Origin of the sequence: Paracoccus thiocyanatus (assembly GCF_900156255.1) — a bacterium.
In the GTDB taxonomy this organism is placed as follows: Bacteria; Pseudomonadota; Alphaproteobacteria; order Rhodobacterales; family Rhodobacteraceae; genus Paracoccus; species Paracoccus thiocyanatus.
Map to the genome: position 1 here is coordinate 69,203 of NZ_FTMK01000012.1, position 11,633 is coordinate 80,835.

15 protein-coding genes are annotated in these 11,633 nt (G+C 67.5%); 10 read left to right on the plus strand and 5 right to left on the minus strand.

Annotated features, from left to right (window positions below):
• Positions 1 to 91 precede the first annotated feature (91 nt).
• From F3H32_RS10520 to F3H32_RS10560, 9 genes are read left to right on the plus strand one after another with little or no spacing between them, the layout of a single operon-like run.
• Positions 92 to 478: a FlgB family protein gene (locus F3H32_RS10520; RefSeq protein ID WP_149765815.1), complete on the plus strand. Its 387-nt coding sequence runs from the start codon at positions 92 to 94 to the stop codon at positions 476 to 478.
• Between the two features lie 11 nt (positions 479 to 489).
• Positions 490 to 882 carry a flagellar basal body rod protein FlgC gene (flgC, locus tag F3H32_RS10525; protein WP_149765816.1) on the plus strand — a complete coding sequence of 131 codons (393 nt, stop codon included), beginning with the start codon at positions 490 to 492 and terminating at the stop codon, positions 880 to 882.
• Between the two features lie 12 nt (positions 883 to 894).
• A complete protein-coding gene (locus F3H32_RS10530) occupies positions 895 to 1,173 on the plus strand; it encodes a flagellar hook-basal body complex protein FliE (RefSeq protein WP_149765817.1) in 279 nt (92 codons plus the stop codon).
• Between the two features lie 10 nt (positions 1,174 to 1,183).
• On the plus strand, positions 1,184 to 1,450 hold the full coding sequence (locus F3H32_RS10535) for a flagellar biosynthetic protein FliQ (RefSeq protein ID WP_115756809.1): 267 nt from the start codon (positions 1,184 to 1,186) through the stop codon (positions 1,448 to 1,450).
• A 4-nt stretch (positions 1,451 to 1,454) separates the two neighbouring features.
• Positions 1,455 to 2,171 carry a flagellar hook-basal body complex protein gene (locus tag F3H32_RS10540; protein WP_149765818.1) on the plus strand — a complete coding sequence of 239 codons (717 nt, stop codon included), beginning with the start codon at positions 1,455 to 1,457 and terminating at the stop codon, positions 2,169 to 2,171.
• Positions 2,172 to 2,182: 11 nt separating this feature from the next.
• Entirely contained in the window at positions 2,183 to 2,968 is a 786-nt protein-coding gene (flgG, locus tag F3H32_RS10545) for a flagellar basal-body rod protein FlgG (RefSeq protein ID WP_115756805.1), read from the plus strand.
• Positions 2,968 to 3,384, plus strand: a complete 417-nt coding sequence (flgA, locus tag F3H32_RS10550) for a flagellar basal body P-ring formation chaperone FlgA (RefSeq protein ID WP_149765819.1) — start codon at positions 2,968 to 2,970, stop codon at positions 3,382 to 3,384. Before flgG ends, flgA begins: the two co-directional genes overlap by 1 nt.
• A gap of 10 nt (positions 3,385 to 3,394) precedes the next feature.
• On the plus strand, positions 3,395 to 4,156 hold the full coding sequence (gene flgH, locus F3H32_RS10555) for a flagellar basal body L-ring protein FlgH (protein WP_149765820.1): 762 nt from the start codon (positions 3,395 to 3,397) through the stop codon (positions 4,154 to 4,156).
• Positions 4,157 to 4,167: 11 nt separating this feature from the next.
• The gene (locus tag F3H32_RS10560; RefSeq protein WP_149765821.1) at positions 4,168 to 4,686 is read left to right on the plus strand and encodes a hypothetical protein; all 519 of its coding nucleotides are present in this window, start codon (positions 4,168 to 4,170) and stop codon (positions 4,684 to 4,686) included.
• 88 nt (positions 4,687 to 4,774) lie between these two features.
• On the opposite strand, the gene F3H32_RS10565 is transcribed toward F3H32_RS10560, so the two are convergent.
• The 5 genes from F3H32_RS10565 to rfbC all read right to left on the minus strand — a co-directional run bounded on the left by F3H32_RS10565 (position 4,775) and on the right by rfbC (position 9,483).
• Entirely contained in the window at positions 4,775 to 5,890 is a 1,116-nt protein-coding gene (locus F3H32_RS10565) for a glycosyltransferase (RefSeq protein WP_149765822.1), read from the minus strand.
• A 218-nt stretch (positions 5,891 to 6,108) separates the two neighbouring features.
• Positions 6,109 to 7,011 (minus strand): glucose-1-phosphate thymidylyltransferase RfbA, encoded by a 903-nt coding sequence (gene rfbA / locus F3H32_RS10570; RefSeq protein WP_149765823.1) that lies wholly within the window; start codon positions 7,009 to 7,011, stop codon positions 6,109 to 6,111.
• Positions 7,008 to 7,859 carry a dTDP-4-dehydrorhamnose reductase gene (rfbD, locus tag F3H32_RS10575; RefSeq protein ID WP_149765824.1) on the minus strand — a complete coding sequence of 284 codons (852 nt, stop codon included), beginning with the start codon at positions 7,857 to 7,859 and terminating at the stop codon, positions 7,008 to 7,010. Before rfbD ends, rfbA begins: the two co-directional genes overlap by 4 nt.
• Positions 7,856 to 8,893, minus strand: coding sequence for a dTDP-glucose 4,6-dehydratase (rfbB, locus tag F3H32_RS10580; protein ID WP_149765825.1), 1,038 nt, complete (start codon positions 8,891 to 8,893; stop codon positions 7,856 to 7,858). The genes rfbD and rfbB overlap by 4 nt, the downstream gene beginning before the upstream one ends.
• On the minus strand, positions 8,890 to 9,483 hold the full coding sequence (rfbC, locus tag F3H32_RS10585; RefSeq protein ID WP_115757075.1) for a dTDP-4-dehydrorhamnose 3,5-epimerase: 594 nt from the start codon (positions 9,481 to 9,483) through the stop codon (positions 8,890 to 8,892). Before rfbC ends, rfbB begins: the two co-directional genes overlap by 4 nt.
• 186 nt (positions 9,484 to 9,669) lie before the next feature.
• On the opposite strand from rfbC, the gene F3H32_RS10590 reads away from it, so the two are divergent.
• Positions 9,670 to 11,633, plus strand: a 1,964-nt coding sequence (locus F3H32_RS10590) for a calcium-binding protein (RefSeq protein ID WP_149765842.1), incomplete at its 3' end; no start/stop codon positions are given.

Sequence of the window (11,633 nt, forward strand, 5' to 3'; positions counted from 1 at the left end):
CGATTTCTGCGGCCGGCCGCCGCGGCTCGAAAGGGTTTTTAAACCAGTCGAGGTTAAGACCGGGTTTATCGGGGGCAAAGGAGACAGCTTGATGTTTGACCGGATCGACACCTTGCGCATGGCCAGTTCGCTGACGGCCCATGCGGCGGAACGCCAAAAGCTGGTCGCGCGCAACGTCGCCAATGCCGACACGCCCGGCTTTCGCGCGCTTGATCTGGCGGGCTTTGCGCAGACCTATCGCGGCCAGCCGGCCACCGCCATGCGCGCCTCGCGTCCCGGCCACCTGACCGGCGCGGGCTGGGACGGCGTCGCGCGCAGCGTCGATGCCGGCGGCGAGCCTGCGCCCAACGGCAATACCGTCTCGCTTGAAGAGGAAATGTTTCGCAGCGCCGCCGCCAAGCGCCAGTTCGACCTGTCGCTGGCGGTGACGAAATCCGCGCTTTCGCTGGTCCGCACCAGCCTTGGCCGGCGCAGCTAAGGGGGACGGGGATGACCGATCCGCTTTCCGCGACCGACCTTGCCGTTTCGGGGATGAAAGCCCAGGCCGTGCGCCTGCGCCATATTTCGGAAAACATCGCTAATGCCGACACGCCCGGCTATCGCCGCAAGCTGGTCGCCTTTCAGCAACAGGTGGACATGGGCCGCCCGACCGGCGCGGTTGCCGCCGGGCCCACGCGGCTGGACCGGGGCGAGTTGCCGCGCATTCACGATCCCGCCCATCCGATGGCCGGCGACGACGGCTATTACGCGGGTTCGAACGTGGACCTGATCATCGAGATCGCCGACGCGAAAGAGGCAGGCCGCAGCTACGAGGCCAATCTGCGCATCTTTGAACAATCCCGGCAGATGGGCAGTTCGCTGCTGGATCTGATCCGCCGCTAAAGGGAACAAGCCATGATTTCACCCACCCTTGCCGCATCCGCCTATGACCGTGCCCGCCATGCCGTTTCGCCGGCCGCGGGCGAGGCCCAGGGCGTAAGCACCGCCGCCGCCGATTTCGCCAAGGTGATGGAGCAGGTCGACCTGGCCGCCACCGGCGCCATGACCGGCAAGACCGAAACCCACGACCTGGTCCACAGCATCGCCCAGGCCGAGATCGCGCTGGAGACGGTGGTCGCCATCCGCGACAAGGTGGTCGAAGCCTATCAGGAAATCCTGCGGATGCCGGTCTGAGGAGGGGCGCATGGACGAAAACCTGATCTTCGACCTGACCCGGCAGGCGCTTTGGATCGCAGTGCGCATTTCGGCGCCGCTGCTGATCGTGGCGCTGGTCGCCGGCGTGGCCATCGGCCTGTTCCAGGCGCTGACCTCGGTCCAGGAAATGACGCTGACCTTCGTGCCCAAGATCGGCCTGATGCTGGCGGTGTTCTGGGTCAGCATGAGCTTCATGACCGCGACCCTGGCAAGCTTCTTCACCGACCAGATCCTGCCGCAGATCGTGGGGTCATAAGCCCATGGACAACGCCATCTACGCCTCCCTGACCCGGCAATCCGGCCTGATGCGGGAAATGCGCACGGTCGCCAACAATATCGCCAATGCCAACACGACCGGCTTTCGGCGCGAAGGCGTGGTGTTTTCCGAATACATGGTCGCCCTGGATGGCCGGGGCCAGACGCTGGCCATGGCCAATGGCCGCGGCCGCATGGTCGACCTGGCCCCCGCCGGCATGACCCAGACCAATGGCCGCTTCGACATGGCCATCGACGGCGACGGTTTCCTGATGGTGCAGACGCCGCAGGGCAATCGCCTGACCCGCGCCGGCGCCTTCCTGACCAATGCCGAGGGCGAGCTGGTCAATCCCGACGGCCACCCGCTGCTTGACGACGGCCAGGCGCCGATCGTCATTCCCGCCGGCGCCCGCAGCGTCGGCATCGGCACGGATGGCACCATCTCGGCCGATGGCGATCCGATCGGCCGCATCGGGGTCTTTGCCGGGCCCGATCCCGCGAAACTGCGCCACGAGGCGGGGACGCTGTTCGATCCCGGCGGCGCGGTCGAGGCGCTGGAAAACCCGGTGCTGCGCCAGGGCTTCCTGGAAGATTCCAACGTCGACCCGGTGCTGGAGGTCGCCCGCATGATCGAGATCCAGCGCGCCTACCAGCTGGGCCAGGGCCTTCTGGACCAAGAGGACCAGCGCATCCGCCAAACCATCTCGTCGCTGACCCGCTGAAAGGAAAGATCATGAGAGCACTTCAAATCGCGGCTTCGGGGATGAGCGCGCAGCAGATGCGCGTCGATGTCATCTCGAACAACCTCGCCAACATGTCCACCACCGGATACAATCCGCGCCGGGCCGAATTTGCCGATCTGCAATATCAGCAGCTTACCCGCCCCGGCACCCTGACCGCCACCAACGGCGCCATGGTCCCGGCGGGCGTCCAGCTGGGCCTGGGCGTGCGGCCGGCCAGCGTGACGGTCATGCTGGCGCAGGGCACGCCGGTCCAGACCAATGGCGATCTGGACATCGCCATCGACGGCAACGGCTATCTGGAGGTGACGCTGCCCTCGGGCATCTCGGCCTATACCCGCGACGGCGCGCTGAAACGCTCGCCCGAGGGGCAGGTCGTCACCTCGCAAGGCTATCCGCTGGTGCCCGACATCACCATCCCCGAGGATGCGCGCAGCATCTCGATCAATGCCGATGGCGAGGTCTTTGCCTATTTCGACGACCAGGTCGAGCCCGAGAACCTGGGCCAGATCACCCTGGCCAGCTTTGTCAACGAAAAGGGCCTGGAAGCCGTCGGCTCGAACCTGTTTCTGGAAACCACCGCCTCGGGGGCGCCGCAGGTCGCAACCCCTGGGCAAGAGGGGATGGGCGCAATCCGCGCCGGCTATCTGGAGGAAAGCGCGGTCGACCCGGTGCGCGAGATCGCCGAGCTTATCAAGGCGCAGCGCGGCTATGAGCTGAACTCCAAGGTGATCAGCGCCGCCGACCAGATGCTTGGCACCACGGTGCAGGTGCGATGATGCGGTGGCTGGTGTTGCTGCTGGGGCTTTTGCCGCATTGGGCCTGGGCCGGGCAGGTGATCGCGAACCAGACCCTGCCCGCCGGCACGGTGATCGCCGCCACAGATGTCTCGCCCGCCGGTGACGAGCCGGGCGGTGCGGGGGATGTTGCGCAAGTCGTCGGCCAGCAATTGCGGGTCATGGTCTATCAGGGCCGGCGCATAGACCCGTCGGCCCTGACCGCGCCCACCCTGGTCGGACGCAACCAGATCGTCACCCTGACCTATGAAAGATCCGCCCTGCGGATCGAGGCCGAGGGCCGGGCGCTTTCGGCCGGAAGCGTCGGCCAGATCGTCCGCGTCATGAACAACGCCTCGCGCGTGACCGTTTCGGGGCGCGTGGCCCCGGACGGAACGGTCATCGTCCAGCAACACTGAAAGATACGCCATGCAGCAGCCTATCCTCCGTCGCCCCTCCCTTGTGCTGGCCGCCCTTGTGCTGGCCGTCCTAGCCCTGTCGCTCGCGGGTTGCGGGCGCGTCGCGCAACTGGGCCAGGTGCCCGACCTGACCCAGCCCGAAAGCAGCATCGAGTTCCAGGCCATGACCTCGCTGGGCCATGGCGTGCAGGAACTGCCCGACCGGCCTGACAGCACCGCCTCGCTCTGGAGCACGGCGCAGAACTCGCTGGTTGCGGATCGGCGCGCCAGCGCGCGCGGCGACATCCTGACCGTGGTGATCGAGATCGACGACAGCGCCGAGATTCAGAACAGCTCGGCCCGCAGCCGCAGTTCGGCCGACAAGGTCGGGATTCCCGCCATGATGGGTCTGCCGCAGCGCATCGACAAGGCGCTGCCCGAGGGCGCCAGCATGGAGGAACTGGCCGAGGCCAAGGCCAGTTCCAGCTACAAGGGCACCGGGAATATCTCGCGCAGCGACCGGCTGACGCTTCGCGTCGCCGCCACCGTCGTGGACCGGCTGCCCAACGGCGTGCTGCGCATCCAGGGCACGCAAGAAGTGCGGGTCAATCACGAGTTGCGCGAACTGACCGTCAGCGGCTTCGTGCGCCCTTCGGATATCGGCCGGCGCAACGAGATCGCCTATGACCGCATCGCGGGCGCGCGGATCTCTTATGGCGGGCGCGGCCAGATCAGCGATGTCCAGCAGCCGCGCTATGGCCAGCAGATCGCCGATATCCTCCTGCCTTACTGAAAGGGCCAGCCGTGAAGAAAATCCTGCTTCTCCTGATCCCGGTCCTGGCATTTCTTGGCGGGGCGATCGGCGGCGACCTGCTTGGCGGCGCCGGGCCCGCGGCCGAAACCGCCGCCGCCGACCCGGCGGGCGGGGCGGCGGGCGATACCGGCGCCCCAGCCGATGACGCCGGCCAGGGCGCCGCCGCGCCGCCGGCCGAGGATGCGGCGCTGGACTGGTTCCAGTTCCCCAACCAGTTCTTCGTCCCGGTCCTGCGCAACGGCAGCGCCTCGGCAGTGATGATCCTGTCGCTGAGCATCGAAATGCCCGCCACCGCCCGCGCCGATATCGAGCGCCAAGAGCATCGCTTGCGGGACGCCTTGCTGAACGCGCTGATGATCGAGGCCAATACCGGCGCGTTCGACGGCAATTTCACCAGCGATCCGGCCTTGCAACGCCTGCGCAAGGCATTGCTGGCGGCCGGGCAAAGGGCCGCCGGGCCGGATGTCAGGCGGGTCCTGATCGAGGATATCGGCCGTCAGGCGCAATGATCCGACCGGGGCTGGCAAAGTCGGCGGGCGGGCGAGCTCGGCCGAAAGGGGCCTGTCGCGGGACGGGATCCACCAGGCCGGCCGGCCTTCAGCGCTCGCCAGATGCGGGCGGGGTCGTCGGGGCAGCGCTGGCCACAGTCCTGTCCGCCCTGGCGCGATCGGGCGCGGGGACAACCGGCGCCGCAGGACGGGGACTGGCGGCTGCCATCCTGTCCGGCGGGGTGCTATGGATGCGGGCCAGGATATCGTCATGGCTTCTGCCCAGATGGCCGCGAAAGGCGTCGGCCACCGCCAGGCGGATCAGCTTGCGGCAGATGCGCCGTTCATTCGCGGGCAGCAGGCGGCCCTTGTTCAGCCACTTGGGCAGCATCAGCGCCATTAGCGGCGGAAAGAACAGCCGCCCCGCCACGCGCCGATAGACGAACCAGGCGTTGCGATGCAGGTAATACACCTTCCACAGCGGCCGGGGCATCGCCCCCGCTGTTTGCGTCTGGCAATCATGCTCGAACTTCAGATCCGGGGCGAAAAGCAGCCGCCCGCCGGCCTGGGTCAGGCCCAGCGAATAAAGCACGTCGTCGCCATAGATGAACAGCCGCCCGTCGGGATAGCCGGCGCGGTCCATGCCGGCCCGCGAGACGAAGAACCCGACGAAAGAGGTGCCGTCCAGCGCCCGCGGCGCCGGGCTGTCATAATCGCTGTCGGGGATGTGGAACGCCGCCCGTCCGCCGCCGGCCAGGACGCGCAGGAAGACCGACAGCTTGCCGAAAGGGTTGATCCAGGGCCGGTTCATCTCGCAGATCCGGCCGTCCGGAAAGCGCACCGCCGCGGCAAGCGCCTCGGCCCCAGGCCAGCGGCCGGCGGCCAGCCCCTGCCGGAAGCGCGCGATCGTGCCGGCGGCGGGGCGGGCGTCATCGTCCATCAGCACCAGCCAATCAGGGTCCAGCCGTTGCCTTGCCTCGCGCATGCCGACCTCGAACCCCAGCGCACCGCCGCCGTTTTCGGGCATTTCCAGCACCAGAAGCCGGGGATCGGCCTGGCCGGCCAGCCAGGCGCGCGTACCGTCGGTCGAGCCGTTTTCCACCACCACCACCTGGTCCAAAGGCTCGGACAGCAGGCGGGCCAGGGTTTCTTGCAGATGCGCCAGCCGGTTGAAGGTGACGACCACGGCCGCAATGACCGGAGGGAAGGTTTCTGGCTGGCTCAAGACGGGCTCACGGATTGGCTTGCGGAACGGATGCGAACCGGCGGTCCGGCGACGGCCTTCTTAGCAGGATGGGTCGGGCGGATAAAGCGGCCCCCGGCCCCGGCATCCTGGGGAAAGGCCAAGGCCGCGGCGCGGGGCCGGCCGGCCCGCGTCACGGGCCTTGCCCGCCTTGCACCGCAACCCGCGGTCAGCTGCGGCAGCGGCGCGCGCGGCCCTGTCTATTCCCCCTCGCCCAGCAACCGCATCAGGTAGCGGCCATAAGCGTTTTTCGAACATTGCCGGGCCCGGTCGCGCAACTCGTCGGCGGTGATCCAGCCGGCTTCATAGGCGATCTCTTCGGGGCAGCCGGTTTGCAGGCCCTGGCGGTTTTCCAGCGTGCGCACGAAATTCCCCGCATCCAGCAGGCTGGCATGGGTGCCGGTATCCAGCCAGGCAAAGCCGCGGCCCATCCGTTCGACATTCAGCTGGCCTTCGCCAAGATAGCTTTCCAGCAGCGTCGTGATCTCCAGCTCGCCCCGGTCCGAGGGGCGCACCTGGGCTGCGCGGCGCGGCGCCGTGCCGTCCAGGAAGTAAAGCCCGGTGACGGCAAAGTTCGACGGCGGCTGGGTCGGCTTTTCGATGATCGCCCGCGCCCGCCCGTCCGCGTCGAAATCGACGACGCCGTAACGTTCCGGGTCCGAGACCTGGTAGCCGAAAACCGTGCCGCCGGTATCGCGCCGGTCGGCCGCGCCCAGCAGCAGCGGCAGACCATGGCCAAAGAAGATATTGTCGCCCAGCACCATGGCCGAGGGGCTGCCTGCCAGGAAATCCTCGGCCAGCAGATAGGCTTGCGCCAGCCCGTCGGGCGATGGCTGCACCAGATATTCGAAGCTGAGGCCCCATTGGCTGCCGTCGCCCAAAAGCCTGCGGAATTGCTCCTGGTCCTCGGGGGTGGTGATGATGGCGATCTGGCGGATGCCCGACAGCATCAGCACGGTGATCGGATAATAGATCATCGGCTTGTCGTAGATCGGCAAAAGCTGCTTGGACACGCCCATGGTGATCGGATAAAGCCGGGTGCCCGAACCGCCGGCCAGGACGATGCCCTTGCGGCGGCTGGGTGTTTCAGGCGAAGGGGTCATGGTGTCAGCTCCTGCAAGACCTTGGCGAGACCGGCGCGCCAGTCGGGGCGACTGATGCCGAAATCCCGCAAAATGGCGGCGCAGTTCAGGCGTGAATTCGCCGGACGCCGGGCGGGGGTGGGATAATCCGAAGATGCGATCTCGGTGATGCGGCAGGCCAGGCCGGCCTGCGCCATGATCTCGCGCGCGAAACCGGCCCAGCTCGTATCCGGCGCCCCGGAAAAATGATAGACGCCGCCGCGCGCGGCATCGGCCCGCATGGCGCCCAGCATGGCCAGGCTGGCGGCGGCGATGGCGGCGGCGGGCGTCGGGCCGCCATGCTGGTCGGCGACCACGCGCAATTCCTGGCGCTCGGCGCCCAGGCGCAGCATCGTCTTGACGAAATTCGCGCCATGGGCGGAAAACACCCAGGACGTGCGCAGCACCGCCCATTGCCCGCCGGCCGCGGCGACGGCCTGTTCGCCGGCAAGCTTGGTCGCGCCATAGACGCCCAGGGGTCCGGTCGGATCGCTTTCGACCCAGGGCCGCTCGCCCGAGCCGTCAAAGACGTAATCAGTCGAAATATGCAGGAAGGGGACGCCCATCTGCGCCGCCGCCTGCGCCATGGCCGCCGGCGCCGCGGCATTGACCGCGCGCGCCAGGTCCGGTTCGGCCTCGGCCCGGTCCACCGCCGTATGGGCGGCGGCGTTCAGCACCGCGCCGCAGCCCGAGGCGCGGATCGCCCTGGCACAGGCGGCCGGGTCGGCCAAATCGGCCTGGTCGCGCCCAAGGAAGCTGGCATCGGGCGCCAGCCGCCGCAGTTCGGTCGCCACCTGCCCGGTGCGGCCAAAGACCAGCAGCGCGCTCATGCCGTGCCCAGCCTTTCGCCCACGCCCTGCCGGGCCAGCAGCGGGCGCCACCAGTCCTGGTTTTCCAGATACCATTCGACGGTGCGCCCAAGCCCCTCCTCGACCGTGACCGAGGGGCGCCAGCCCAATTCGTCACGGATGCGCGACGGGTCGATGGCATAGCGCCGGTCATGGCCGGGGCGGTCGGCGACAAAGCTGATCAGCCGGTCATGGGGCGCGGCATCGGGACGCAGCCGGTCCATATGGGCGCAGATGCTGCGCACCAGGTCGATGTTGCGGGCCTCGTTTTCCCCGCCGATATTGTAGCTGCGGCCGATTCGGCCGCGTTCCAGCACCAGCAGCAGGGCGTCGGCGTGATCTTCGACGTAAAGCCAGTCCCGGACGTTGCCGCCATCGCCATAGACCGGAATGGGCCGGCCGTGCAGCGCGTTCAGGATCACCACAGGCACCAGCTTTTCGGGAAAGTGGAACGGCCCGTAATTGTTCGAACAATTGGTCAGCACCACCGGCAGGCCGTAGGTTTCGTGCCAGGCGCGGACCAGATGGTCCGAGGCGGCTTTCGACGCGGAATAGGGGCTGCGCGGGTCATAGGGCGTGGCTTCGGTGAACTGGCCGGTCTCGCCCAGCGAGCCGAAGACCTCGTCGGTCGAGATGTGGTGGAAGCGGAACCGCTCGGGGCGGCCCTCGGCACTCCACCAGGCGCGCGCGGCCTCTAGCAGGTTGTAGGTGCCGGTCACGTTGGTTTCGATAAAGGCGCCCGGCCCGTCGATCGAGCGGTCCACATGGCTTTCGGCGGCCAGGTGCATGATCGCGTCGGGCCGGTGCCGGGCCAGGATGCGGTCCAGCGCCGCCCGGTCGCGGATATCGGCCTGTTCAAAGGCGTAGAGCGGGCTTTGCGAGACCGAGGCCACATTCTCCAGGTTGGCGGCGTAGGTCAGGGAATCGAGGTTCACCACCGAATGCCCCCGCGCCACCGCCAGCCGCACCACGGCCGAACCGATGAACCCCGCGCCCCCGGTAATCAGAATCTTCATGATCTTGCCTCGTAACCAAAAGGCCCCTCATAGGAAAAGGGGCTGTCGAACTCGTCAAGGGCCGGGGCGGCGGCGTCCTTGGCCGACAGCATCGGCCCGCCCGTGGCGCCCCAATCCGCGCCCCAGTCGATGCCCACGCTGTCCCAGGCCACGGCGCCATCGCATTCCGGCGCATAATAATCCGTGCATTTGTAAAGGATTTCCGTATCCGGCTCGCGCGTGACGAAGCCGTGCAGAAAGCCCGGCGGGATCCAAAGCTGGCGGCCGTTTTCAAAGGAAAGCTCGGCCCCCGTCCAGCGGCCATAGGTCGGGCTGCCCTTGCGGATATCCACCGCCACGTCGAAAAGCCGCCCCCGTCCGCAGCGCACCAGCTTGCCCTGGGCATGGGGCGGGGCCTGGAAATGCAGCCCCCGAAGCGTGCCCGCCGCGGCGGAAAGCGAATGGTTGTCCTGCACGAACTCTGGCAGGTCAAGCCCGGCGTCATGCAGGGTCTTGCGGCTCCAGCTTTCGCAAAAGAAACCGCGCTCGTCCCCGAACCGCCGCGGAACAAGAACCAGAACGCCCGGAAGCGAGGTCTTTAGGATCTGCATCTAGCCCTACCAGATTAGCGTCGCGCCATCATGCGTATGGCCGAACTCCACAAGGCGCGCAACCATGCGCCGAAGGGGAAACCGGCCCGGAAGACGTTAAAATGCACGGGAAAACCCGCGTGACTTGGGCGGCCGCTTGGGCACCTTGGGAAGGCAAGTCCTGATCCGCCACGAACGAAGTCCGCAATGCGCTATCGCCATGTCGCCACCTATATCGGCCCAGAGGCACCTTTCGTGACCAATATCACGAATCTGCGTGTCCATGCGGGGACCGATGGGCATGCGCTCTACAGCATCACCCATGTCGGCGGCGGCATCGCCGCCTATCGGATCGCCTCGGCCGACCAGCCGATCGAGATGATCGCCGCCCAGCCCCATGCCGCCTCGCTTGGCTATGGCGGCATTCCCGATACCAGCATCGTCACGCTGGAGGGGGGGCCGGTGCTGTTCGGGACCGGGCTAAGCGATGCGTTGGGCGCCGGGATCCGCCTTGGCGACGGCGGGGATTTCGGCGAAAACGCCCAGCTTTCGGCCACGCTGCCGGCCGATGTCATCCGGCTGGGACAGTTCCAGACCCCCCAGGGCAGCTTTCTTTATTCGGCGCGCAGCGGCCAGACCGCCTTCGACATCTGGCGGCTGGACGAGGGCGGCACGATCAGCCACGTCACCCAGGCCGCGCTTCCGGTGGGGCTTGGCGTGCAGGGGACCAGGATCGACGACATGCTGGTCGCGACGCTGGGCGACCGCAGCTTCATCGTCTCGGCCTCGGCCGCGGGGAATTACGTGGCGGTGCAGATGATCCGCGCCGACGGCTCGGTCGGAACGGCACAGATGCTGTGGTCCTGGCGCGGGCTGGGCATGGACCAGCCCAGCCACCTGGGCGCGGTCACGCTGGGCGGCGTCACCTGGCTGGTGGTCGGCGCGGCGCAAAGCTCTTCCCTGACCACCATGCGCCTGACCTATGAGGGCGAATTGCTGCCCGCCGATCACGTGATCGACGAGCGCAGCACCCGCTTTGACGGTGCCACGGCGCTTGCCACGGTGACGATGGACGGGCGCGCCTTCGTCTTCGTGGGCGGCGGCGACGACGGGATCAGCGTCTTCACCCTGCTGCCCGAGGGGCGGCTGATGCACCTGACCACGCTGGTCGATACCGATGACCGGGCGCTGGCCGATGTGTCGGCTTTGTCGGCGGTGGCGATCGACGGCAAGATCGCGCTTTTCGCCTCGTCCCGCACCGAAAGCGGCATCACGCAATTCGTGTTCGAGCCGGGCGCGATCGGCATGACCCAGGTGGTCGGCGCCGGCTGGCAATCGGGGACCGAAGGCAATGACATGATGCAGGCCAGCGCCGAGACGCGCGGGCTGGACGGCGGCCGCGGCGACGACATCCTGATCGCCGGCGGCAGCCCGGTGCAGTTGACCGGCGGCGCCGGCGCCGACGTCTTCGTCCCGGTCGAGGTGAACGGCAAGATCACCATCACCGATTTCGAACCGGGCCTGGACCGGCTGGACCTGTCCTTTCTGGGCATGGTGCGCAGCACCGCGCAACTGGTCTTCAGCCCGCAACCCTATGGAATTAAGATTTTTTATGGAAACTCGGTAATCTGGGTCATGACACGCGACAACACGATGCTTCAGGCCGACGCCTTTGACAATTCGCTTTTCCCCGTCGCGCATTACGCGCCCCCCAACATGCGCACGACGGTGGCCGGGACGGGGCGCAACGACACGCTGACGGCCGCCCGCAACGGCTCGGACATCTTTGGCCATGCCGGAAACGACCTGCTTCTGGGCGGGCCGGGGAACGACAACCTGCATGGCGCGGCCGGCCACGACACGCTGGAGGGACGCGACGGCAACGACCGGATTTATGGCGGCGATGGCAATGACCGGCTGCTTGGCGGGAATGGAAACGACCTGCTGTGGGGCGGAAACGGCAACGACAATATCGTCGGCGGCGCGGGGGCCGATGCGTTGCGGGGCGATGCAGGCAACGACACGCTGGCCGGACATGATGGCGACGACCAGCTTTTCGGCGGCGACGGCAACGACCTGCTGTTTGGCGGCCTTGGAAACGACAGCCTCGTGGGGGGTGCGGGCGCCGATACGTTGCGGGGCGACGGCGGCAACGACACACTGGCCGGGCA

Excerpts from the sequence above, each read along its gene's own strand:
- rfbC (WP_115757075.1), bottom strand. The coding sequence starts at position 9,483 with ATGCAGATCCTAAAGACCTCGCTTCCGGGCGTTCTGGTTCTTGTTCCG.
- rfbD (WP_149765824.1), bottom strand. The coding sequence starts at position 7,859 with ATGAGCGCGCTGCTGGTCTTTGGCCGCACCGGGCAGGTGGCGACCGAA.
- F3H32_RS10540 (WP_149765818.1), top strand. The coding sequence starts at position 1,455 with ATGGACAACGCCATCTACGCCTCCCTGACCCGGCAATCCGGCCTGATG.
- F3H32_RS10530 (WP_149765817.1), top strand. The coding sequence starts at position 895 with ATGATTTCACCCACCCTTGCCGCATCCGCCTATGACCGTGCCCGCCAT.
- flgH (WP_149765820.1), top strand. The coding sequence starts at position 3,395 with ATGCAGCAGCCTATCCTCCGTCGCCCCTCCCTTGTGCTGGCCGCCCTT.
- rfbA (WP_149765823.1), bottom strand. The coding sequence starts at position 7,011 with ATGACCCCTTCGCCTGAAACACCCAGCCGCCGCAAGGGCATCGTCCTG.
- F3H32_RS10535 (WP_115756809.1), top strand. The coding sequence starts at position 1,184 with ATGGACGAAAACCTGATCTTCGACCTGACCCGGCAGGCGCTTTGGATC.
- flgG (WP_115756805.1), top strand. The coding sequence starts at position 2,183 with ATGAGAGCACTTCAAATCGCGGCTTCGGGGATGAGCGCGCAGCAGATG.
- rfbB (WP_149765825.1), bottom strand. The coding sequence starts at position 8,893 with ATGAAGATTCTGATTACCGGGGGCGCGGGGTTCATCGGTTCGGCCGTG.
- flgA (WP_149765819.1), top strand. The coding sequence starts at position 2,968 with ATGCGGTGGCTGGTGTTGCTGCTGGGGCTTTTGCCGCATTGGGCCTGG.
- flgC (WP_149765816.1), top strand. The coding sequence starts at position 490 with ATGACCGATCCGCTTTCCGCGACCGACCTTGCCGTTTCGGGGATGAAA.
- F3H32_RS10520 (WP_149765815.1), top strand. The coding sequence starts at position 92 with ATGTTTGACCGGATCGACACCTTGCGCATGGCCAGTTCGCTGACGGCC.